This window comes from bacterium SCSIO 12827 (genome assembly GCA_024397995.1).
Classification (GTDB): Bacteria; Pseudomonadota; Alphaproteobacteria; order Rhodospirillales; family Casp-alpha2; genus UBA1479.
This window is the reverse complement of the sequence record CP073746.1, coordinates 2,638,034-2,661,338: the sequence shown is the minus strand read 5'-3', so window position 1 is coordinate 2,661,338 and position 23,305 is coordinate 2,638,034. Positions and strand designations below refer to the sequence as shown.

Here is a 23,305-nt window from a genome sequence, read left to right as displayed (position 1 = left end):
ATCCGGCTGTCGTCAGTCCTCAAAATTCGTCTCATGCCCCGGCTTCGGGGTCTGGTTCCGGATCAGGTTCCGGCTCCGGGTCTGGTTCCGGGGTCGGCACCGCCGCCTGCTCCGGCTTCTGCACCGACAGGACGTTGTCCTGATCGACGCGCAGCGGGCCGATGAACAAGGTGGTCTTGCCGTCCACGACGCCGCCGCCCGTGACGCGGCCGAAGGTGGTGTGGAACACGTCGAGTAGGTTGCCCTGACGATCGAAGGCCGTGACCTGCACCCGGTAAAGACCATCAGGTTGCTGCTGGCCTTCGTTGGACGTACCGTCCCACTCCACAGCGTGAATGCCCGGATCTGTCGATCCTTGAGCGGTGAACACCTGCTTGCCATCCATGTTCGAGATGGTGATCTGGGTTTCCACCGAACCCAATGGCATGCCGTAGGTGAAGCGCCCGGAACTTCCGTCGAGGACAATATCCTGACCTTCGACTTCGACCACGTTGTCAATGAACCCGACCAGGCTTGAAAGCTTGTTGGTTTCCTGCACGGCAAGCAATTTTTCCAGGTTGGCGTTCTGGTAAATCTGCTGTTCCACGCTGGCGAACTGCACAAGCTGCGACGTGAACTGTGTCGCGTCCATGGGGTCGAGCGGATCCTGGTGCTGCAACTGAGTGGTCAACAGAGTCAGGAAACGGTTCAGGTCCTCTTCCAAGCCCTGGGCGCTTTGCCCTGCTTGCGTATCGGTGCTAACCGAGCCTGAAATTCCGTTGATGATGGACATCGATCCGTTTCCTATCCCGTGGCCTGTTCAGCCAGGACTCTCCCCTTATGCTCTGACGTCGACCCGGCCGTTGTGGAGGACACCCATTTCGTGGGCGGCCACGGCCGTTTCCATGACGTCGGACGCAAGAGTGTCGTCCTCGACTTCTTCGCCGCCGGTCTTCCCGGAGGCGAGTTGCTGCTGCTTATTGCCGTCGTCCTGACCCTTGAGGTTGTAGTTCAGGTCGCCGGACTGCATGTCCAGGCCCGCATCCTGCAGGGCCTTCGAAAGCTGGTCTGAATCGCGACGCAGCATTTCCAACGTTTCCGGCTTGTCGGCGGTCACCATGGCGACCGTGCGGCCGTCGTGGGCAACCTCGAGGCGAACCTCGACGCGACCAAGATGCTGCGGGTACAGCCGGATGTTGATCTTATCGGCACCGGCCTTGATCGCCTTATTGATCTGCACGGTGACCTGATCCACCACCTTGTTCTTGGCGGCGTGCTGAGGCTGCTGCTGATGGGCCGTTTTCTGGGCCTGCTGCGCCTGATGCGAAGACTGAGTCTGGCTGGCATTGGCGTTGGCCTGGGTGGCGTTGCCGTCACCCGAGGTATTGGCGCCGTGCGTTCCCGCATTCGATGCGCCGGACGATGCCTGCACCGGGCCCTTGGCGTCGGCGGTGATCTGCGCCGCGGTCTGGGCCTGGGTCGCCTGGCCGGTCTGGGCCTGAACTTGCGCGGCCTGTCCCTGCACCGGGTTCTGGTGGCTCTGGACCATGGCGGCCTGGGCGATCGGGTTCTGGATCTGGGTCTGCTGCGCGTTCTGCGCCTGCTGACCCGACTGCGCCGACTGCTGCTGGCTGCCCGCCAGGGCGGACGCCGCGCTCAGGGCCGACAGCGGCCGGCCATTGGCCATGGCCGCGTTGTCCTGAACGTTGACGTTCACCGCCAGCTTGGCATCACCACCCACGGCCTCGGCAATCTTGCCGGCCTGGGCCTGCAGAAGCGACTCGGCCTGCTTGGCGCCGTCCCCGTTGGCTTGTCCGTTGGTCTGAAGGTTCGCGATGTTGCGGATGTGCTGCGCCTGCTGGTTGGCGCGGATTAATTCGTGGTTCAGGGCGCGCTGGTTCTGACCGGCCTGCGGATCGGCCTTGACCGTCTCCACGACGTCGTCACCGACCACCTGGGTGGTCTGCGTCGCCTGCTTGGTTGCGTCCTGGCCCTGAGCCTGCGTCGCAAGGGTGGCCAGTACGGCATCGGCCTGACTGCCGGCAAGGGACGCCTGGACCAGGGTCGCGTTCTCGCCCTGGTTCTGGGTCTGCGGCTGGGTGCCGGCCTGATTGCCGTTACCCGCGTCGCCGCCCGCGCTGGCATCCTGCGTGCCCGACTGGCTGTCCGTGCTCTGAACCTGGTCATCGCGGTTGGCATTGCCGTCGCGGTTGACCGCATCCTGGCGGCGGCCGTCGGAATTGCCGCGGTCGTTGTCTGCCTGGCTGTTGCGGTCGGTGGCGCCGACGTCAGACTGGTCGGCGCGGCGGTCGTCGCCGTAACCACGACCGGCGTCATCGCTCTGGCTGACCTCGTGGTCATTGCCGAACTGACGCTTGCGCTCCTGATAGCGTGAGGTCTGTTCCGTTTCCGTGCGCTCAACGCCACGGGAGGCGGAACGGTCACGATAAGAGTCCTGACGATTGTCGGAGGGACGGTCCATGCGGGCGACATCGCGTGACGCGACCTGCTGGGTCTTGGACGCATCCATGATCTTGCCCTGCATGTCCATGACCAGGGCCTGGAACGTGTCGAACAATTGCGAGTGGGTGGCGAAACGCCCTGCTTGGCGTGACGCGCCTACTCCAGCAATACCCGAACTTGTGGCCGTAACTTGATCCATCGTGCTCATTCCTTACGCTTCGTTGGCTATCGATCCAAAAATCGGGCGTTCTGCTCCGCGAAAGTCATGAGCAAGCATCGGGCCAGTTGACGAAAATCTGTCAACACATTGAAATATAACAAATAAAATTTTAGGGAGAGGGGCGCTGACTGGGTAATACCGGGTCGACCCGGCAATTTTTGACCGGTAGGGGGAAAGAAATTACCGCGCCGGCGGCCAATCTTGTGCCCGGCGGCAGGCATAAATGAGGTCCATGGTGCGGCCATCGATCGGGGTCGGGCCCGGACGACGGTGGGTTTCCCGCATGCCGCTTTTTTCCATGATCTTCAGCATGCCGATATTACCGGCCAAGGTGCCGGCGGTGACTTGGGCGAGGCCCAGGTCGTCGAACAGATGGGCCATTACGGCCATCCAGGCCTCGGCCCCCAGGCCGGTGCCCCAGGCCGCGCGGTCGCCGATCAAGATGCGGATATCGCCGGTCCTGGTTTGAGGATCGACTTCCGTTGAAATATTGCCGATATGGCAAAGCTCCCGCGCCTTGTCGCGGATTGCCCATAGGCCATGGGGCGTTCCCATGAAGCTTGCGATAAAGTCACGGCAACTTTCCAGGGTATGGGTCATGTGGCGTTGTTCGGAAAACCGCACGACGTCGGGATCGTTCAGCCAACCCACATAAGTATCGGTCAACAGGTCGTCCGGAAACGGTTGCAGCACCAGTCGCGGGGTCTCCAGAACTGGCGGCATATAAGGCAGGCTGCCGTCCGGGGGCGGGATTTCGCCCCGCGACATGGCGACCAGGGCGCGGGCAATGCGCCCGGCGGCAGCAATCCGCGGAGGGGAGGCGGCCCGTGTCGCCATGAAACCTGCCGGATCGGTCAGGGCATGGGCCAAGGCATCGCACAGAGCGGTGCGCGTGGAGACATGGGGAACTGGGCCGTTTTCCCCGCCGCTCAACCATTGAACTTCGCTATTTCTGGGCAGAACGGACAAAACGGCACGTCCCATGACGGCGGCTTCGGCCAGTAGCGCCGTTGACAGACCGACCACAAGGTCGGCGGCGAAGACCGCCGCATGGGCGCTACCACCCGCGCTGATCGTCGCGATCTCGGGCGCATAAGCGGCATACAGGCCGGCCGGTGTCTTGGGATGAAGGCGGAGCGCCACATGGGCGTCAGGCGCCACTCGGGTGGTGGCATCCAGAACTTCTTCCAGCACGATTTCGGTGCGGCCGTCGGTGCCGCCCCGGCCTTGCAGGGTATAGTCCGGGCCACGTCGGAACTGCGTGGGGTCGAGTCCGTCGGACAGTTCCGTGAGGAACAAAATCAAGGGACCGTCGTCGGGTAGATCGGGAAATATCTCCCGGCGCAGGGCCGCGCGGCCCTGTAGGGCCAGGGCGTCACCCGTTTCACGCACCCGGTCGAACGCCGGATTTCCGGTCACGCGGGTGCGCCCGGCATCGACGCCCAGTGCCATGAAGGCCGCGCGCACCGTGTCGTCGGCGACCAACAGCCAGTCCGTCAGATGGGTCAAGGGGTTGTCGCTGCGGCCCCGGAACCGGCGGTCCGCGTTGGCCGGTCCATCGACCAGGCCGACCGTGGGAATTCCCCGTGTCCGTGCCTCGGCGATCAGGGCGAAGGCGGGCGTGTCGGGGTCTTCGGCAGTGCCGACGACCAAGGCGGCAACGTCGTCGAGCGTGGCAGCCAGGGGCAGATTTGGGGACCAGGCATCCGGGGTTTCATCGCGCGCCTTGAGGTAGGGCAGCGCGGCTCCGCCCGCCACAAGGTGTGGTCGCGCCCCCCGGTCTTCAAGCGCGGCAGAGAGGCCCAGGACCATATTGGCCGCCCCCGGGTCTTCGACATAGATCAGGATCGCGGGATTGGCCACGGGGTCAGTCCAAGGAAAGGCGGGAGCCGCCCTCCGCCGCCGAGCGCAGAACAAGCCCGAGAATACGTTCGTTCATCAGGGCGGACGCCAACGGCGACCACGGGACAGCGCGACCGTTGGCGACCCCGGCGAGATTGTCGTACATGCGGTAGAAGGCATCGGAAACGGTGGTTTCCAGGGTTTCGCCCGCGTCGGAGGTGATTTCCATTTCACCGCTCAGGCCCCGGTTCTCGGCCAGAGGAAATATCTGAGTGACAAGGCCTTCCTGAAGGATGGACAGGCGCCCCGTCTTGCCCCAGATGTCCAGGCCGACCTCGCGGTACTGGGAAAAGTCGAGGGGATGGACGGTGGCAACCGGGCCGTCGATGAAAGTCAGGGCAAAGGCGACATGGCGGTCGCTGGCAAGGGGCGCGCCATGGGCCAGCCGGGCCGGTCCAAGGGCCTGCACGGCGGTAACCTCACCTAACAACATGCGCAGGAAATCGACCAGATGGCCGCCGTTGTTGGCGATGCCGTTGCCGTAAAGCCCCAGGACCGCCTGAACTCCGCCGAGACGCGCGGTAAGGCTGCGCGCCGCCAAGTCCTGGAACAGGCGGTCGGCCCGCCGCCAGTAATTGACCAAGACGGGAATGCCGCGTTCGGCACAGATCGCCGCCAAGCGGGCGCTGTCGGCGCCGTCGTCGCCGGGACGGGTCAGTGGTTTTTCCACCAGCACGGCCTTCAGGTCCGGCATGGCCTCGATCATATCGGCGCGATTTCCAGGAGGGGCTGCCAAGATGGCGATTTCCGGGCGGACCGCGTCAACGACGGCGGGCAGGTCCGTGTCGGCATGGGGCACGCGCCAGGTTGTCCGCGCATCATCGAGGGCGGCTGCGTTCGGATCAACCACCCCTTGCCAATCGAATGCGGGATGAGCGGCCAGCACGGCGGCGTGGGACGCGTATTTGAAATGCGCGGCCATGCGCGCATCGCGGGACAGGCCCGAGGCAACCTGACCGAACCCGATGACAAGGGTGCGGAGTGCCGTCATCGGACCGCCTTTTCCCGGCAATGGGCGTTGATCGCAGCGAGTTCCGGCTCGGCCGTCAGAAGGTCGAGAATGTCGCGCACGCCAAAGCCGTCGCCGAACCGGGGTTCCAGGCGGGCATAGACGGCGCGGATCAGGTCCAGGTCTTTGTCGTAGTCGAGCTGCAGGCGAATTTCGGGCGCGGTTTCCTCGGCGGGCGCCGAAAGGTGATGAATGCGGTAGGCCTCGGGGTGTTCATAGAAATAGAGCGAGACATGTTCGCGCACGGCTGCGTCGGTCTGCGTTTGCGCAATCTTTTCCAGGGCGTCGAAACGGAACACCTGGGCGTCGATGCCCTGGGGCCAAGTCAGCTTGGCGGTGTTGGAGACAACGTCTACGTCGCCTTTGAGAAAGCGGGTCACGGCGGTGTCGATCACGCGGGGATCGAGCAGCGGCGTGTCGCCGCAGATCTCGACGATGATTTCCGAGCCCATCATGCGCTGCGCCTCGACCACCCGGTCGAGCACGTCGTCCTCGGACCCGCGGTAGCAGGGCAAATGCCGTGCTTCCGCCCAGTCGGCAAGGGCATCGTCGGCCGGGTTCGTGGTGGTCGCGAGCACGATGGCGTCGATGCATTCGGCCCGGCTCAGGCGTCGAACCAGGCGTTCCAGGGCGGCTGCGCCGGCCACGTCCATCAGCACCTTGCCCGGCAGGCGCGACGCCGACATGCGGGCTTCGATGCTGGCGACGACGCGTGGCCGCAGATGCGGGGTGGCCCGGTTGGTCATGGCCTTAGGCCCCGGTTTCCAGCGAGGTGCCCACAGCATTCAGATCTGCGCGATGGGTATGGACCTTGCGGACCGCCGCGATCATCCTGTCGGCCAGGGCATCGTCCACGTCGTAGGCACAGGGTTCGAACAGGATCGCTTCTTGTTCGTGCAGGCGTTCCGTCACCGGGCATTGGCCGTCCGCATAACTGCGGTCGGTCAGGGTGAAGGGCCAGCCTTCGCGGCCGATGGCGGTGCGTTGTTTGAACAGGGGCAGGCGGTACAAGGGCGGCAGATAGGCCGGGAAGTTGGGGAAACCCTCGGCGTTCAGCGCCTTGCAGAACAGCTCGCGGCTGACCCCGACCTGGGCCTCGTCGTACCGAACCAACCAGACGTAATAGTTATGGCGGCAGCCGTCGCGCACGGCGGGCACGGTCCAACCTGCCAGATCGCGGGTGCCGTCGGAAAGCTTTTGAGCCAGACGTTCGCGGATCGACACGTGACGGTCGATGTCGGCCAACTGGATCAGGCCGACGGCGGCAGACAGCTCGGTCATGCGGAAATTGAATCCGACCATGTTGACGAGGTCGGTGACGCCTTCGTGTAGGGCAGCATTTTCCGCATGATTACGGATCAGTTGCAGGCGCGTGGCCAGATCGTCGTCATCGGTAACGCAGACGCCGCCCTCGCCGGTGTGGATGTGCTTGTGAAAATTCAGGCTGGCGATGCCGATGTGGCCGACGGTGCCTGTCGGGCGGCCGTTCTCCATGCCAAGCGGCGCTTGGGCGTTGTCCTCGATCAGGTAAATGCCTTTGGCATCGGCAAGGTCGCGCAATTCCTTAAGCCGCGCCGGATGGCCAAACAGGTTGACGGCGACGATGGCGCGGGTTTTCGCGGTGATCTGCGCCGCGACCTTTTCCGGATCAATGCAGAAGGTCTCGTCCTCGATATCGGCGAACACCGGAATGCCGCCGTAGATCAACGGTGAGACCACGGTCGCCGACATGGTCCAGGGCGGGACGATGACCTCGTCGCCCGGGCTCAGGCCGATGGCCCCCATGGCCGCGAACAGGCCGGAGGTGTTGGAATTGACGCTGACGGCATGCCTAGTGCCGAAGCGGGCGGCCCAGGCGGCTTCGAATTCGCGGACTTTGGGTCCACCCAGAAATTCCGGCCCGGGCGATCCGAAAAACCCGGACAGGCAGCCTGAGGCGACGACCTCGCGTACGGCGTCCTGTTCCGCCGTTCCCATGGACGGGTAGGGGGGCAGATCGCCTTCGATCACCGGTGTGCCGCCAAGGAGCGCCAGTTCGCTCATGTCAGGATCCCTTCGTCGGAGGATGTCATATCATGCTCTTTTGCAAGCCGGGCGATTTCGCCGAGCCCCGCATCCCGTGACGGCAGATGCCGTGCGATCCATTCCGCACGCGCGAAATCCGCCGGTGTATCGACGGCAAGATGCAGGCCCGCGTGGCCTTCTTCTCTATAGTCGGCGCCGCTTGCCGGAACGTTAACGATGCGGAAGGCGTCCGGTGTCTCATAGGCGTAAAGCGTCACATGTTCGCGGTAGCGATCTTCCGGCACCTCGGCATTCAGGCGTTCCAGCGTGGCCAACGGCATTGCTTCGGCACTGATCCCGGGGGGGGAGGTTCGGGGGAAGACATTGGTCGTTAGGTCCGGGCGTTCCCGTTCGTGAGCCTGGATGACCGCGGTGATTACGGACGGATCGATGAAGGGGCTGTCACCGGAAACGCGGACCAGGGTGTCCAGGCCGAACGACCGGCGGCACCCAACGCCCGGCCCAGGACGTCGTTCGTGTCACCCCGAAAGACAGACAGGTTTTCCGCCGCCGCGAAATCGGCGATGGGGTCGTCCAAGGCGCGGTCCGTGGTTGCCAGTGTCACCGGTGCGCCCGTTGCCCGGCAGCGGCGGATCGTCCAGTCCAGCATGGGAACCCCCGCCAGCGGCATCAGCACCTTGCCCGGCAGGCGGGAGGAATCGAGCCGCGCGAAGATGACGATGCCCGTTGTCATGGCGTTATCTCGGGATGAATCCAATGCAGTGTTCGTTGGCGGGATTCAAGGGTGAATCCCGCGCGCTCATAGAGTTTGACCGAGGCGATGTTGTCTTCCTGTGTGCCGACGCGGATGCCGTCGATGGTATCGCCGAAATGGGCGAAGGTGGCTTCGATCATCTGCCCGGCCAGGCCCAGCCGGCGGAAATCGGCGGCGACGGCGATCAGATCGATGACGGCGGTACGGCCGGTCTTCAGACACAAGTTGAACCCGGCGATCCGACCGTCGATGCGCGTGACCAGAGATGCCGCGGCGCGTCCCTCCATGTCGTTACGCACCCAGGCGGCGCGGATGGCGTCGGCAACCACATGCGGCACGCGGGCGTCCCGATGCAGTCGGTCGTAGGTGAAGGCTGACAGGGCCAGGTCGATGCAGGTATCGGTTTCATTCACCCGCGCAAGGCCGGTATCCACCGTCAGGTTGCGCGCGGGCCGGGTCGGCTGGAAAAAAGTGACCAGGGTCTCGACGGCCTGGAATCCGACGGATTCAAGCCGTTCGGCCAAGTCGGTACGGTCAGCAGGGATGCGACAGGACACCAGCCAAGTGCCGTTTGTGCGCCAGGAGGTTTCAAGATCGGCCAGGGCCCGGGCAATGTTGGGTCCGGCATCGGCGGGAAGGCTGAGCTTTGCCACGGGCACGCCCGCGACCCCGGACTCAAATGTCTGTTCCCGGCAATCGAGGGCTGCGGTCGGTGCGGCCCCGGCGGCGGTCATGGGTTAGGTCCGTCTTCCATGTAGAAACCCCGGGTTTCCTTATCCCAGCGTTCGAAAAAGCCGAGCACAGCCGTCGCATTGTCGCCCTCCCAGGAAAGCGTTGCCGTGCGGTCGGTCTTTTCGCCGACCATGACCAGATAGTCGGAATCAATGAAGCGGTTGACGTTCGTCTTGTGGAACCCGGCCTGAGCCATATAGCCGGCCAAGGTGCGCGCCGAGAAATGATAAGGGTGCACATCGGCGTTGGGGCCGATGTAGTACTGCAGCGGCTTCTTGAACGGCACCAGGATACGCGAACCCGTGGCGACGGCGACATGGCCGCCGGGCTTGCACAGCCGCCAGGCCGCATCCATCACGTCACGCGCCGAATGACAGTTTTCCAGGGTCCAAATGATGGTGACGACGTCGAAGCTGCCTTCACGTTCGCCTGCCTGCTCGACATATTCCTCGGCAATGCCGACGAAATTCGCGATCCCGCGATCATCGAGCATGCGGCAGTTGGCGACGGACGGTTCGACGGCGAAGACTTCAGTGGCGCCGTAGTCAGGCCCCTGGATCATCTCTAGAAAGTCGCCTTCACCGGCACCCAGGTCGCATACACTTTTGCCGCGAAACGATACGGCTTCGTCGATGAAATCCATGGCGAAGGTTTGGCGCGCGTGCACGGCCGGCATGCGGGCGGTGTATGTGGTGTCGGAAAGGCGCGTGGTCTGGTCGGCGCGATACATTTCATCGGCCCAGGCTGCCTTGACCTGTTCCGGCGTCTTGCGGTGCGCGACCTGGACCATGCCACAGGCAGTGCACACATGCAGCGGTCGACCGGCCATGTAGGTCGGCGCGCAGGCAACCTCACTGAGGTCTTCATTGCCGCACAAATCACAGGGATAGTCGCGCATTTTCGAAATCTCCGTTCGTGGTCTCGGCTCGGGCCTTATTCCACCGGTGCCTTCAAGACCCATTCATTGCCGCGCCGTTCCCAGATTTTTGGATCGCGGTGCTTGTCAATGGTGTCGTGAAATTCCGCCTCTGTCAGGGACAGGTATTCCAGATGTTCCTCGTGGTAGGTCGCGGGAAATTCAGCGTCGTACTTGCGCGCCAGTTCCAAACCTTCTTCGCGGGTCATCTGGTTGTTCTGGATCATGCGGCAGGCATCGCGTACGGCGCGTCCGAAGCCGAACTTGATGAACTGCATGTGGTAGTAGAGGTTGTCGATCTTGTCATCGAGGCTGTCGAAATTAGTGAAGGTGCCGTCCGTGCGGCCGTTCTCCGCCAAGTGGAAATCGATCTTGTCCTTGATGTAGTCGTAATTTTCCTTCATCGACCAGCGGAAGAAATAGGCAAAATATAGCGCCTTTACGCCGACCTCCTCGACCTGACCCAGATCCGGATAAAGGTAGGGGGCAAGGTCCTGCTCGTCGACAACGTCGTCCATCCAGTTGTAGGGATCGTCGCCGATCTGGTGTTCCAGGACCTCGGCGAAATCACGGACCTTGCGGTGTTCTTCGGACAGAACGCGCCCGCCATATTCGCTTTCGCCGTGTTCAGCATAGAAAATCAGGGGCACGTTGTAGTTCACGGCCACCTGGACCGGCACGGAATTGACGCCCGCGTTCCAATGGATCTTGGGGTCGCCCCGTTCGATAAAGAAACGCCGGGACAGGTGACGGGAAACCTTCTGGTTGGTTCGGACCATCAGATGATCAAACCCGGCCTTCAGCATTTCCTCGCGGTTGTGGTTGGCGATTTCGCTGGGCATCAACGGGGAAAAAGTGACCAGCAACGGATTCAATCCGAACTCGAACTTCAGCTTCCAGGCGATGGCGCTGGAATCCTTGCCGCCAGACCACGGCACGATGCAATCATATGGGCCGTCCGCAGGGCGAAAGCGTTCGACGTAGTCGAGAAATTCCGCGCGTCGCGCGTCCCAATCGATTGCTGTTTTATCGGCTGCCGTATGGCAGGCGTTGCACACGCCGTCCGCGTCGAAAACGACGCGCGGCCGGGTATCCGGCATCAGGCAGGTTTTGCAATATTTGACCATAGTTACCCCGTGTTCCCGGGCCTTCCCGAATGTCCCGGAGCCGGTCGCGGCCCGGCGCTTATAGCCTGACCGGAATACCTTTCTTTTCCATGAACTTCTTGGCGCTGGCGATCGAGGTTTCCGTGAAGTGATAGATGTTCTGCGTGCAGACGGCACTGAGCCCGCCTTGTTCGACGCCTTCGAAGAAATGCTTCCAATTGCCGGCCCCAGCCATGCCGAGAACGGGCACGGTAACCGCCTCGGTGACCTGCCGGCAGAGGGCAAGGTCGTAGCCCTGAAGTGAACCGTCCCGTTCCACGGATGTGATCATGATCTCACCCGCCCCCAGCTTTTCGCCCTCCAGCGCCCAATCTCCGGGCGCTTTGCCCGTGGGCTGGCTGGCGAAGTGGGAAAATACCTCGTAGCCGCTGTCCAAGGTTTCGGACTTGCGTGCGTCAATAGACAAGACGGCGCATTGGCTGCCATAGGCTTCTGCAATTTCGGTGATCAGCTTGGGGCGCTCGACGGCGCCGGAATTGACCACGACCTTATCGCCACCCACAGCCATCATCTGCCGCGCATCATCCAGGGTGCGAATGCCGCCGCCGACGGCCAGCGGCACGAAGCATTCCTTGGCGAACTGAGTGACCACGTCATAGAACGCGCGCTTGTCCGCATTGGGGTCGCGGGTGATGTCCAGAATGACGATTTCGTCCACGGACCAGGAATCCACGAAATTATGGGTGTAGCGGTAATCCGGCTCGAACAGCTTGGTGCGGAACAGGGTTCCGTCGTTAAAGGTCAGGACCGTGATCAGGCGGTTACGCAGCATCACGCCTTCTCCAGGAAGTTGCCCAGCAGCGTCAGGCCCGCCTGCTGACTTTTTTCCGGGTGGAACTGGGTGCCGAACACATTGCCTTTCTGGACCGCCGCAGTGAACGCGCCGTCGTAATTACAGGTGCCGACCTGGGAACCGTCGGGCGGTGTTTCCATGTGGAAGGTATGGACGAAGTAGAACAGCGATTGATCGGCAATGCCGTCGAACAGGATGCAGTCGGGTTTGGTCTGGGTCAGGTCGTTCCAACCCACGTGAGGGACCCGCAATGCGGTGTCGGCGGGCTTCAGGCGGGTCACGGGGGCATTGATCCAGCCCAGGCCAGGTGTGTGGCCGAATTCTTCGCTGCTGAGCCCCAGAAGTTGAAAGCCGAGGCAGATACCCAGAATCGGCTTGCGCTGCTTGATGACAAGGTCGTTCAGGATATCGATCAGGCCACGGTTCGCCAAATTCGCCATGCCGTCGGGAAAGGCCCCGACACCGGGCAGGATCAGTTTGTCGGATGCCGCGAGGGTATCCGCGTCCGAGGTGATATGAGGTTCAAATCCCAGTTTGGAGACGGCCCCGGCAACCGATGTCAGGTTGCCGAGGCCGTAATCTACAATCCCGATCATGATTCCGGTCGGTCAAGGCGGGCAGAATGCCCGAAGGGTTTCGGTTCCTGCCCTTAGGACAGATTGTTCCCCATCTTAGCCTGGACCCGTTCCCATTGCTCGACATACCATTCGCAATAGCGGCGATAGCCGGTTTCGAGCGTCCATTTGGCTTCGAAGTTCAGGTGTTCCTTGGCGCGGGCCGTCGACAGGGTGCCGCGGATGGGCTTGATCTTGTCGCGCGGAACTTCGCGAAGTTCGGCCGTCGGAACGACGTCCTTCACGATGTTGGCGAGTTCCAGGATGGTCCGGGCATTACCGTAGGTGATGTTGAAGGTATGGGAGGCCCCGGGCACGATTTCCACGGCCATGGAGCGGATGATGCCATCCACGAGGTCGAGGATATAGGTGAAGTCCAGCCGTCCATCGCCGCCACCTTCGAGCATCAGGGGCTTGCCCATCAGCGCGTTTTCGATGAAAGCCTGGCTGACACGGCGGGAAATACAGCGTTCGCCGTATAGCGCCGACGGACGGATGATCGCCACGTTCAGGCCGTACTGTTCGTTGTAGGTGCGGACCAGGCGTTCACCCATGAACTTGGTGTTGGCATAGATGCCATAGGGCTGCGGGCGGACGTTTTCGTCAACAGTCTGGGTCTTGAAGTCGCCGTAGACAGTCGACGAGGACATGAACACGACCTGGTTCACTTCATCGGGACGCAACTGCGTGTATTCAAGAACGTTGCGCAGGGTGATGAGTTGCAGGTCAAAGCAATGCCCTGGCACTTTCTTCGCCTCGACGGCGCTGGAGATGGCGGCCAAGTGCACGATTTTGGTCGGAGAAAAGGTGCGCAAGGAGTTTTCCAGGTCGATCATGGAACGCGCATCCGCGTTCGCAATCTCGACACCGGCGTCGCGCAGCATTTCAAAACGTTGGCGAAGGAAATTGAAATTCAGTTCTCGGCGGAAGGGATCGATTTCCATATCCGAGACGTTGGCCAGCAGGTTGTTCTGCATCAGGTTGTCGATAAGCAGAACCTTGGCACCGTATTCGCGCAGGCTGAGGGCAAGATTGTGGCCGATGAAGCCCGCACCACCGACAAGCGCGACCCGCTCACCGGCTAAGGCAGTTTTAATCGCTTTTGGAGTCAGGACTGCAGACATAATAGTCTCCTCTTTCTGAGCCGTTACCGCCGTTTCTTGGCGGATAAGCGAAGCTCGATACTTCAGGATTCACCTGACACTAGTTCGAGCGTTCACTTTCAGGCTCTAAAGATAGCACGATATGTGCCAATTCTTAAAGCCAGATTAATGCTGCATCGGGGGCGAACTAAAGTCTGTGACCCCCGTCACGCAAGGCTTTCCAGCGATTCGTGGAGGACGTTGGTCTAAGCCCGGAAATTGTTGACAAATTTCCCCCCGGCTTGATTCTCAGGCGAGGAAATAATGGCGCGGCGAGATGTCGTTCCGAGGAATTGTTATGCAAATTACCGACTTTCCCGACCTGCCCGCGATGATGCAGCAGGCGATCATGCGTGCGCTCACGGCGCAGCACGACGGACAGTTGTTCGATGCCGACAGGCTGTATGCGCAGATGGTCCGCCGCAAGCCCCTGCATCCCTTGATCGCCAATACGGCTGGCGGGTTCCACCTGCTTAAGGGTGATTTCCCTGGGGCTTGGGCGCTGTTCGAGCAACGCCTTGGGCTGCCGTATTACACGCATCGACCGTTTGCCAAATTGCCTCAGCCGATGTGGACCGGAGACGATGCGCCGAATGCGCGCTTGCTGATTTTCAGCGACATGGGCTTGGGGGATACAATTCTTCTGGCCCGCTTCCTGCCTTGGGTCCGGGAGCGGGTGAAGGCTATCGCCCTGCAGGTCAACCCGGGCACCGCCGGGTTCTGGCGCAGGCATCTACCGGATGTCGAGATCAACGAACTGGATGACCCGCTGCCTGCCTGCGACCTGAAAATCAACATGTTCTGCCTGCCGCGTCTGTTTCGTGCGGACGCTGCCAATATGCCTGCCCCTGGATATCTTCAGGCATCCGAAAACGAACGCCGGTTTTGGCGTGGCCGGCTGGGGGACGGACCGGGCCTGAAGGTCGGCATGACTTGGCAGGGAAACCCGGATCATGTGCGCGACTTTGAACGCTCAATCCCATTTGACGCGCTGTCCCCGCTTCTGACCGACTCGGCCTTGGCGGATGCAGGTGTTCGGTTCTATTCGGTTCAGTTGTATCACGGCAGCGCCGACGCCGCTGATCTGGCTGCGTCTGGGGGTATTGTCGACCTGAGCAGTGACATGATGACGCGTGATCCATTGGAAGCGTCCGCGGCACTGATCGACGAATTCGACCTGATAATCTCCGTCGACAGTGCCCTTGCCAATCTGGCGGCGGCCATGGACCGCCCGGTCTGGGTGCCGACATACAAGGTGCCGGATTGGCGATGGTGTCTTTTTCCAGATCTTGCCCTGGATCAGCCAGAGCCGGGGCCGTGGTATCGCAGCCATCGGGTTTACGCCTGCCGTGAACGCGGGGTCTGGGGCGATGTCGTGCAGTCGATGACGCGGGATCTTCGGGCCATGGCCGGGGAGGGCTAATCGCCATCGATAGCGAATGTCGGAACGGCTGCCCCTTGCCGGGGGACGCAGGCACTGGCACTAATGACAATGGTTCCCGATGGTCGAGGCGATTGACCATACGAATGTGAACTTGGAGACAAGGCATCATCGCAGTGAAATCTCTATACCTGCATATTGGATTGCCGCGTTGTGCATCAACGGCGATTGAAACCGAGTTTGTCTTTCCTGGGCGCATTCCCTACGAAGCGCTGCGCCGCAGCGGGGTGAAACCGCTTATTCGTCTGTACAAGGAGTTTCGGCGTGCCTTGGCGACGCCGCGTTGGAACGATGTCTTCGGAAAGCGTCTCCGGGACTATCATCTCGAACCGCTTCTGACACCGGGCGCGGACGAAGAGACGCGTGGGTATTTCGTTACCGATGAAGGGCTGACCCATATCAGCGATCTGCCGGGCGACCCGAGCATATTTGCCGACCGCGCGCAGTTCTGCGGCAAACTGTTCGAAGGGTTCAAGCCATTGGTTTTGATGATGGTGCGCAATCAAGTCAGCTACGTGGAGTCCTACTACGGGCTGCATGTGCAAAAGGGTGGGACCAAGAGTTTCAACGATTATTATGCGGACTTTCCCTTAGACCGGTTTGACTGGCTTCCCGTCGCCGATGCCTATGCCCAGGTGTTTGGAGAGGAAAACGTCAAGGTCTTTCCGTTGGAACGAAAACTCTATGGCGGGCCAGGGCTGCCGTATGACGATTTCATTCACGCGCTGTCCGCAACCATGGGCGTCGAAGAGAACATCAATGGAGATGTCCTCGCGATGTTTAACCCCAGCCTGGATGGGCGGTTATTGCCGGCACAGGTAGAGATAAACCGGGTTTTCGGGGCGGAAATTGCAAAAGGCGTGTTGGATATCCTGATTGCCCACGTGCCCAAGGAACGGGGGGCAACGCTCAACCTGTTGACCGTGGAACAAGGGCAAGAAATCCTTGAGAAATTCGCCGACAGCAACAAAGAACTGTTTCGGCGCTTCATGCCGGACGTGCCGATGGACGGCTATTTACCGAAATGATGTCACAAGACCGGTTGCATAGGGTGGATTAAAGGGTCGCGCCGGCGCCCCAATCGGGCGGTGCCAGTTTGAATTCCCTCACCCAATGGGGCATGCGATCAACCTGCCAACGTGGGTCGTATCCGGCGAACGGGTCCGAAGCGATGTTGAGGGAGTGCGCTTCGTGGAACATATTTTGGACATTGCGGCTCAATAATTCATTCCAAGGCAGGGGACTTGGCAGGATGACGGCGATCAGCGCATCGCGCGCGCCGTTGGCGGGCTGCACGCCACGGTGAAGTACCCGCGTCGGCGTGAACACGAGAGCGTCTCCGGCCTTGGCCTCGACGTGGTAGGGGGCGAAGGGGCGGCCGCCGGTCATAGATCGAATCAGGAAGTCACTGCCCAGGAATCCTTGAATCGTGGAGGCTACTGCGCCGGAAAAGACTGCATCAGACACGATCCTATTTAGGTTAACTGTCGATCCTTTCCGGACCCGCGGCGATTATATCGCCGTCACGACTTCAGCCATACAGCCGGCGATATCTTCCATGTCCTTAACGCTTAAGTGCGGGCCGCAGGGAAGGGCGATGGCGTTGTCGGCGATGGCCGTCGCCCCCGGGAAGCCGTTCGCGTCGTAACCGAATTTGTCCCGGTAGTAGCGCAGGCGCCCGATGGGGTGCGGGTAGTAGATCGACGTGCCGACCCCGCGTTCGTTCAAGGCCAGGGCGATGTCGTTGCGCTTGGCCGCGAGGTCGCCACTCAGAACCATGGTGACGCAATAGAAGCTGGATTTCAGGCGGTCTTCGCCGCTGTCCAGGACATGCACGCCTTCGATGGCGTTCAAGCCTTTCTGCAGGGCGCGGAAATTGGCTTCACGTATGCGCATGATGTCGGGCAGGCGGGTCAGCTGCACCCGGCCGAGGGCGGCCTGCATTTCCGACATGCGGTAGTTCATGCCCAGACCTTTGACGTCGTAGAGTCCCGGCACCTTGGGGCCTGGGGCAGAGCGGTCGTAATTGAAGGCGCGGAATTCGCCGATGCGCTTCACCGTTTCCGGGTCCTTGGAGACCAGCATGCCGCCTTCGCCGCAGGTGATGTGCTTGACCGGATAGAAGGAATAGCAGCCCGTGTGCCCGAATAGGCCGACATGGGTGCCGTCGATGCGCGCCTCAACCGCCAGCGCGCAGTCTTCGACGATCTTGAGCTCGTGTTTATCCGCCAGCGCCATGACCTTCACCATGTCGATGGGGATGCCCACGTAGTGGACGATGCCGATGGCCTTGGTCTTGGACGTGACCTTGGCGGCCATGTCGTCCAGGTCCATGTTGCCGGACGTCAGTTCGCTGTCCACGAACACGGGCGTGGCGCCGGTCAGCGCCACCGCGTGCGCCGTCGCGACATGGGTCATGGCGGGCAGCAGGACCTCGTCCCCCGGCCCGACGCCCAAGTCCATCCACGACAGGTGCAGGGACGCCATACAGCTTGATGTCGAAACTGCATGACCGCCGCCCATCATCTTGGCGAAGCCATCCTCGAAAGCGTGGCAATTGGGGCCATGGGTCAGGATGTGCCCCGATAGCACTTCCATTACCGCGTCGCGTTCAAGGTCTTCGATCCAGGGTCTGCCGAAGGGAATGTCCAGTTTGGTCATGATTGCTGTCCTAATGGGGGTTAGCGTCTGATGGGTTGGGGCGATCCGCCGCGGTGTGCCGTGTCGGCGGCGGCGATGACGCGGATCAGATCGAACTCCCGTTCCGCCGCCGGGGCCGGATCGGTGCCCGTTTGGATGGCCTGGATGAAATCCGGGATCAACACACCCTTGCCGTCGGGCAGGGGGGCGAGGCCCAGCTTCTCCGCCCGCGCGCCGTCTGTGCGGCTGCGAAACAGACGGGGGCCTTGGTCGTCGTAGATAAAGGTCGCCTTCGTCCCGAACAAACGGATCACGTGATGATGTGGGTGGACGCAGCCGAAATTGGCGGTGACGCGCCCGACGGCGCCGGACGCGAAGGTGAAGGTGGCGGCCATGAAGTCGTCGTATTGAAAACCCGTTCCCCGGGTCGCGATCTTCGACCCAAGGGTGGAGACGGTCGCCGGTGTCTCGCCCATCAGCCATAGCATCAGGTCGATGATATGCACGCCGCCGCCTTCCATCACGGAATAATCGGGTACGTCCTTGCGCCAACCTTCTGTGATCTTTTCCAGGCGGCCATAAAGATAGTCGCCGTCAAGGGCGTAGATTTCTCCAAGCTCACCGGCGGCGATGGCGTTCTTCAGCCAACCGTAGACGGGGGCACCCCGGAGCACCAGGTTTGAGCGCAGATGCGGTCTGCCGGCCTTGTTCCAGCGGGCGGTGATTTCGTCCACTTCTGCCGCTGTCCGGCACAACGGCTTTTCCACGAAGACATGCTTGCCGGCGTCGAACGCCCGGCAGACCTCGTCGAAATGCAGATGGTCGAAAGTGGCGATGGAGACGGCATCGACGTTCGGGTCAGTCAGGATCTGTTCATAACTTTCCGCCACGCGGCCCTGCCCCAGATCGCGGGCGATCCGGTCCGACTTGGCAGGATCCAGATCATACAGCCAAGTGACCTGCGCATTGGGCGCGGCGGCAAAGGCCCGCGCGTGCTGCTCGCCCACACCCAATCCGATCACGGCGACATTCAAGGTCATCAGTCGCTCCCGATGGCGATGCGATGCGTCGGATCGAACAGTTCGGGCCGGTGCTCGGCAAGGGCTTCCAGTTCGGCGACACCGAATTCCGGTGTATCGGGGTAGAGAATGTCGAAGATTTCCGAAATCCGCCGATAGTCATGCTGAGTGTCCAACAGGCACTTCAAATGATTGCGGTTCGGGGTGCGGCGAATTTCCAACATGGGGAAACGCTCTGGCCGCCGGGTGAAGAAAGGCAGCATGTTTTCGCGTTCATACATGTCGTCGGACTCGTCCGACAGCGCACGCAGGGCGTCGACCCGCAGAACGTGGGTTTCCACGCCTTCGGGATAACCGGAATCGTTCGGATAATGAGCCCAGGCGACGTCCGTGTTCAAGACAGTCTGCAGCAATCCAGCCGCCAGATCAGGGTCGGTCACCGGGCAATCGCCCCACATCCGGACAATCACGTCGGCGCCGGTAAGGTCGGCTGCCATCAGAAACCGTGTCACCAGATCATCGTCCGGGCCGCGCACGACCCGGATGTCGGGATAGTCCGCGACGGCGTTCTCTAGCGGATCATTGGCTTCGCCCGTGGGGATCGCGAGAACCAGATCATCGACGCCGCGAATACGCTTCGCCCGGTCGAATAAATGGTGCATCACGGGCCGGCCAGCCAACGGCAACAGCGCTTTTTGTGCCAGGCGGATCGAGGTCAGTCGGGCCTGGATGACACCGGTGACCTTGGTCATGGCTGGGACCTTGTCAATGATGAGGATAAGAAACTCATTGGCTTTCAAGGAGTTGTTGATCAAGGAAAATACGCGCGGAAATAAAGCTGAACAAGAATTTTGAAAAGCTGTTGGACGTCATATCCTGGTTCAGGAACCCTTCGAACTTGTCCCTGTCGATCAGGTCGAAGATCGGCCCGGGGGCAAGCAGGCGATCGCGGGTATCCGGGTCGTTGCGGTCGACGAGCGAATTGATCGAGGCATTGAACCCGCGCTTGCGCTTGTCCAGCCGCACTTGATCCGGCACCAGTCCCTGGCCGGATTGGCGCAGCAACAGCTTGGCGAAGCCGTCGCCGATCAGGTATTCGGACGGCACGCTGTATAGGAATTCGGCCAAGTTGCGATCCAGGAAGGGAGATCGGTTCTCCACCGACCAGCGCATGGAGTTGCAGTCGTCTTCGTGAAGGATGACGGGGATCGATTCCGCGAACAACTCGTTCATCATGCGGTTGCGTAACAATTCCCGGGTGAATTCCGTTTCCTCGAAGTTCTCATGAAAGGGCTTGGCCAGAAGGCTTTCAAAGAAATCCTGGTCGAGCGTGATATGCCCGCGCTGACCCGGGTCGCGGACGAAGGTCATGGGATCCTGCAGCAGCGGGTTCTGCACATGGGCCCCGAAGCCGCCCTTCCAATCGGTCAGCAGGGTTTCGAAATCGACCGTGGAATCGATTTGCGAGCGCCGCCACATCTGTGCCAGCCACATGGAGTAGTGGTCGTAGTAGCCGGTATAAAGTTCGTCCGCGCCTGAGCCCGAGACGGCGACCTTGTACCCCGCGTCGTGGATCGCTTCCGACAGGAACGAATGGACGTAGTAGCTGATGGTCGCCACAGGCGCATCGTGATAGGCGACAATGTCTTCCATGCGCTCGAAGAATCCCTCGGTCGACGTGCGCGTCACATGGTGCCCACAGCCGAGTGCTTCGACCATGGCGGTGATGTTGTCGCTTTCGTCATAGCGTTCATCGGCGTCGATGATCGAAAAACAATGGATGTCCGCCCCCAGCTTTTTCGCGGCGATGGCCGCGAGCGTCGCGGAATCGACGCCGCCCGATAGACAGAACGCCACCGGTACGTCGGCCCGCAGCCGCAGTTCGACCGAGCGGAACAACCGTTCGCGGGCTTCCTCCAGAGCGTCCGCCGCCGACATGGGACGGGGGATGTGCTTGAGTTGCCAGTAGAATTCCGGTCGCGACAGAGCGGGGGAGGAGAGCGTAAGATAGGTCGACGGCGGCAATTCAAACACCCCGTCGAAGAAGGTGTCCCCGGATTTATAGAGCGATTTGTAGCCAAGGGTCAGGTAGCGCAGGACCTGGGTGTGGTTGACCGGCGGGGCATCCCCGGCGAGGGCCGCCAGGGTCTTGATCTCGGACGCGAAATGCAGGACTCCGCCCCGCGGCCAAAGGTAAAGCGGCTTTTCTCCGAACCGGTCGCGGCACAGTGTCAGCGTGCCGGCCTGGGTGTCGACGATGGCGAAGGCCCACATGCCCTCCAGGCGGTCCAGGGCATCCGGCCCCCACTGCCGCCAAGCCGCGACCAGGACTTCCGTGTCGGAGGCCGTTTTGAACCGATGGCCCAGGGCTTCCAGATCGGCCTTTACCTCAAGGTAGTTGTAGATCTCGCCATTGTAGGAAATGACCAGCCCGTCCCGCTCGAACGGCTGATCGGCGCGCGCGTCCAGGTCGATGATCGAAAGCCGCGTATGCAACAGCGCCGCCTTCTGCGCGCCCAGGTCCAGAACGCGATGGCCCGAAGCATCGGGGCCGCGCCGCGCCATGGTCGCAAGGGCGCTGGCGATGCGGTCGGTGTCCGGCACGGTCGGGCCGAGGGTTCCTGCAATTCCGCACATGTTCCGAGCTGTCCTTGGCTTAGCTGCCTGCCCGATGGGCGAACTGCGAGAGGCAATAATCCTTCAATACCGCAGGCATCGGCGTGTAGAGCTTGCCGAGCTGCTGCAGGCGGGTGACCGACAGCATGCCCCCGCCGTCGAAGAACGTGAGAACCTTTCTCATGCCTATGATGTAGCCGTCGGTGACCGCGCGGCGGAGACCGGAAAGGGGCATGCCGGGCGGTATGACGAGTGGCGTGCTGGCTAGGACCGAGCCGCTGTTTGGCTCAAGGGCTGCATACTGAACGATGCATTCAAGGCGGCTTTCGTCGCCGTGATAAACGGCCCACAGATGCGTGTCCTCACCCCGGTAGTCCTGTGGGTTTCCGGGGTGAAGAACGAGGGCACGGTTTTCCATCATGTCGATGATCGCGCCACCGGTCGGGCCGGCGTTCAGGGAAATCACGACATCGGGCTTGAGATTTTTAAGCTCGGCCGCCGCTTCGTTGCCGATCATGTCGGGGACTGTATGGACCGGAGCGATGTCGGCGAGGGCAGGGGAGTTGCCGTCGAACCAAGCGTCGGCCTCGAAAGCGGCCTGGTCATCGTCCAGATGATGGGCGGTCGCAAACGGCAGCGTTGGCGGCTCCGTCCGTACCAGGATGCCGCACAGATCGTAGGTGCCCGCCAGATTGCCGGCGCAACGCAGGGCGGGCGGGCAATCGGTGGTGAGAAGGGCGATCCGCATGGGGCCTGTCAGCCGTTTTCAAAATGTTCGGGGCGGATCATCTCACCGCCGGCGACCGCTTGGGTCAGCTTGCGGGCAAGGACATCCGTTTCTCGGCCGGGTGCTAAGCCGCCGCCGGGACGCAGCCAGACGATATCGTCGGCGCCGACGACATGGCCCGCGGGCAGGTCGCGGGCGGCTGCGATGGACCGCCGTACGGGCGTCACGAGATCTTCTTCGCAGGCTAAACAGCCGAGGGCGCCGTCGCCGGCCATGTCCTCGACAAGACGGATGCGTTGGACAAGCCGGGCCATGTCTTCCGGATCAGCGGACAATTGATGATCACGGAAGTCGGAATAGTCATTGGCCAGGGTGAAGTGTTTTTCAACGATACGGGCCCCCATGGCGACGGCGGCGACGGCCGCATCCAGGCCCATGGTGTGGTCGGAATAGCCGATGGTCTGGCCGGGGAAGGCCGACGTCAGGGAACGAATGGCGCGCAGGTTGGCTTGTTCGGGCGGCGCCGGATAGCTGACGACGCAGTGGAGCAGCGCCAGGTCGCCCTCATGCCCCTTGGCGGACCAGACCGCGGACACCTTGTCGGCCGCTTCCTGAATTTCCGCCTGACCGGATATGCCGGTGGAGATGATCATCGGCTTGCCGCTTTCGGCGCAGCCTTCGATAAGCGGCCAGAACGTGTTGTCTCCGGACGCGATTTTCAGCGCATCGACGATGGTCGCCAGGAACCGTGCGCTGTCCAGGTCGAGCGGCGTGGAAAGGAACATCAGGCCCTTGGCCCGCGCCCGTTCGGCCAGTTCGGCGAACTCATCGAAGCTAAGCTGGAATTTCTGCAGGCGGGCGAACCGGGCGGCGTCGGCCTGCGAAGAGAATTTTTCCGCGATGAAGGTCTGGAATTTGACGGCGTCGACGCCTGTTTCGGCGGCGCGATCGACCAGTTCACGGGCGACGCCCATGTCGCCTTCGTGATTGTTGCCGACTTCGGCGATGATAAAGGTTCGTGTCAGGTCTTTGAACACGCCTGCGCTCCCATCTTTCCGTCTCCGGCGAGCCCCGCCGGACCGACATCCCAGTCTTCTTTCAGGATGTGTTCAAATTATGGGGGAAACGCTTAATGATCCATTTAGAT

Annotated in this window: 23 protein-coding genes; 2 read left to right on the top strand and 21 right to left on the bottom strand. The window is 61.7% G+C overall.

Annotation, left to right across the window (positions count from 1 at the left end; all coding sequences use genetic code 11):
- Nucleotides 1-31 precede the first annotated feature (31 nt).
- The 14 genes from KFF05_12525 to KFF05_12460 form a co-directional block, all read right to left on the bottom strand.
- On the bottom strand, nt 32-772 hold the full coding sequence (locus KFF05_12525) for a flagellar hook assembly protein FlgD (GenBank protein ID UTW50764.1): 741 nt from the start codon (nt 770-772) through the stop codon (nt 32-34).
- A gap of 45 nt (nt 773-817) precedes the next feature.
- A complete protein-coding gene (locus KFF05_12520; protein ID UTW50763.1) occupies nt 818-2,641 on the bottom strand; it encodes a flagellar hook-length control protein FliK in 1,824 nt (607 codons plus the stop codon).
- Between the two features lie 201 nt (nt 2,642-2,842).
- A complete protein-coding gene (locus KFF05_12515) occupies nt 2,843-4,525 on the bottom strand; it encodes a GNAT family N-acetyltransferase (protein ID UTW50762.1) in 1,683 nt (560 codons plus the stop codon).
- A gap of 4 nt (nt 4,526-4,529) precedes the next feature.
- Nucleotides 4,530-5,555 (bottom strand): Gfo/Idh/MocA family oxidoreductase, encoded by a 1,026-nt coding sequence (locus KFF05_12510; protein ID UTW50761.1) that lies wholly within the window; start codon nt 5,553-5,555, stop codon nt 4,530-4,532.
- Complete coding sequence (locus KFF05_12505; GenBank protein UTW50760.1) at nt 5,552-6,319, bottom strand: glycosyltransferase family protein; 768 nt, start codon at nt 6,317-6,319, stop codon at nt 5,552-5,554. The genes KFF05_12510 and KFF05_12505 overlap by 4 nt, the downstream gene beginning before the upstream one ends.
- Before the next feature lie 4 nt (nt 6,320-6,323).
- Nucleotides 6,324-7,616, bottom strand: coding sequence for a DegT/DnrJ/EryC1/StrS family aminotransferase (locus KFF05_12500; protein ID UTW50759.1), 1,293 nt, complete (start codon nt 7,614-7,616; stop codon nt 6,324-6,326).
- A complete protein-coding gene (locus KFF05_12495) occupies nt 7,613-8,068 on the bottom strand; it encodes a hypothetical protein (protein UTW53698.1) in 456 nt (151 codons plus the stop codon). Before KFF05_12495 ends, KFF05_12500 begins: the two co-directional genes overlap by 4 nt.
- Nucleotides 8,014-8,331, bottom strand: coding sequence for a hypothetical protein (locus KFF05_12490; protein ID UTW50758.1), 318 nt, complete (start codon nt 8,329-8,331; stop codon nt 8,014-8,016). Before KFF05_12490 ends, KFF05_12495 begins: the two co-directional genes overlap by 55 nt.
- Nucleotides 8,328-9,086 carry a GNAT family N-acetyltransferase gene (locus tag KFF05_12485; GenBank protein ID UTW50757.1) on the bottom strand — a complete coding sequence of 253 codons (759 nt, stop codon included), beginning with the start codon at nt 9,084-9,086 and terminating at the stop codon, nt 8,328-8,330. Before KFF05_12485 ends, KFF05_12490 begins: the two co-directional genes overlap by 4 nt.
- Complete coding sequence (locus KFF05_12480) at nt 9,083-9,982, bottom strand: class I SAM-dependent methyltransferase (GenBank protein ID UTW50756.1); 900 nt, start codon at nt 9,980-9,982, stop codon at nt 9,083-9,085. Before KFF05_12480 ends, KFF05_12485 begins: the two co-directional genes overlap by 4 nt.
- Before the next feature lie 35 nt (nt 9,983-10,017).
- Entirely contained in the window at nt 10,018-11,127 is a 1,110-nt protein-coding gene (locus KFF05_12475; protein UTW50755.1) for an N-acetyl sugar amidotransferase, read from the bottom strand.
- Between the two features lie 58 nt (nt 11,128-11,185).
- A complete protein-coding gene (locus KFF05_12470; GenBank protein UTW50754.1) occupies nt 11,186-11,938 on the bottom strand; it encodes a tRNA-dihydrouridine synthase in 753 nt (250 codons plus the stop codon).
- Nucleotides 11,938-12,558: an imidazole glycerol phosphate synthase subunit HisH gene (gene hisH, locus KFF05_12465; protein UTW53697.1), complete on the bottom strand. Its 621-nt coding sequence runs from the start codon at nt 12,556-12,558 to the stop codon at nt 11,938-11,940. Before hisH ends, KFF05_12470 begins: the two co-directional genes overlap by 1 nt.
- 50 nt (nt 12,559-12,608) lie before the next feature.
- The gene (locus tag KFF05_12460; GenBank protein ID UTW50753.1) at nt 12,609-13,697 is read right to left on the bottom strand and encodes an NAD(P)-dependent oxidoreductase; all 1,089 of its coding nucleotides are present in this window, start codon (nt 13,695-13,697) and stop codon (nt 12,609-12,611) included.
- 349 nt (nt 13,698-14,046) lie between these two features.
- Here KFF05_12460 and KFF05_12455 point away from each other — a divergent pair, with 349 nt between their 5' ends.
- Nucleotides 14,047-15,138 (top strand): hypothetical protein, encoded by a 1,092-nt coding sequence (locus KFF05_12455; protein UTW50752.1) that lies wholly within the window; start codon nt 14,047-14,049, stop codon nt 15,136-15,138.
- Nucleotides 15,139-15,272: 134 nt separating this feature from the next.
- A complete protein-coding gene (locus tag KFF05_12450; GenBank protein UTW50751.1) occupies nt 15,273-16,184 on the top strand; it encodes a hypothetical protein in 912 nt (303 codons plus the stop codon).
- 28 nt (nt 16,185-16,212) lie between these two features.
- On the opposite strand, the gene KFF05_12445 is transcribed toward KFF05_12450, so the two are convergent.
- The 7 genes from KFF05_12445 to KFF05_12415 are packed head-to-tail and all read right to left on the bottom strand — an operon-like array spanning nt 16,213 to nt 23,132.
- Nucleotides 16,213-16,623: a hypothetical protein gene (locus KFF05_12445; protein UTW50750.1), complete on the bottom strand. Its 411-nt coding sequence runs from the start codon at nt 16,621-16,623 to the stop codon at nt 16,213-16,215.
- Nucleotides 16,624-16,668: 45 nt separating this feature from the next.
- Nucleotides 16,669-17,817 carry a DegT/DnrJ/EryC1/StrS family aminotransferase gene (locus tag KFF05_12440; GenBank protein UTW50749.1) on the bottom strand — a complete coding sequence of 383 codons (1,149 nt, stop codon included), beginning with the start codon at nt 17,815-17,817 and terminating at the stop codon, nt 16,669-16,671.
- Between the two features lie 20 nt (nt 17,818-17,837).
- Nucleotides 17,838-18,836, bottom strand: coding sequence for a Gfo/Idh/MocA family oxidoreductase (locus tag KFF05_12435; protein ID UTW50748.1), 999 nt, complete (start codon nt 18,834-18,836; stop codon nt 17,838-17,840).
- Nucleotides 18,836-19,567, bottom strand: coding sequence for an NTP transferase domain-containing protein (locus KFF05_12430; GenBank protein UTW50747.1), 732 nt, complete (start codon nt 19,565-19,567; stop codon nt 18,836-18,838). Before KFF05_12430 ends, KFF05_12435 begins: the two co-directional genes overlap by 1 nt.
- Before the next feature lie 34 nt (nt 19,568-19,601).
- Nucleotides 19,602-21,452: an asparagine synthase (glutamine-hydrolyzing) gene (gene asnB / locus KFF05_12425; protein ID UTW50746.1), complete on the bottom strand. Its 1,851-nt coding sequence runs from the start codon at nt 21,450-21,452 to the stop codon at nt 19,602-19,604.
- 19 nt (nt 21,453-21,471) lie between these two features.
- Nucleotides 21,472-22,179, bottom strand: coding sequence for a hypothetical protein (locus tag KFF05_12420; protein UTW50745.1), 708 nt, complete (start codon nt 22,177-22,179; stop codon nt 21,472-21,474).
- Nucleotides 22,180-22,187: 8 nt separating this feature from the next.
- A complete protein-coding gene (locus KFF05_12415; GenBank protein ID UTW53696.1) occupies nt 22,188-23,132 on the bottom strand; it encodes an N-acetylneuraminate synthase family protein in 945 nt (314 codons plus the stop codon).
- Between the last annotated feature and the right edge of the window lie 173 nt (nt 23,133-23,305).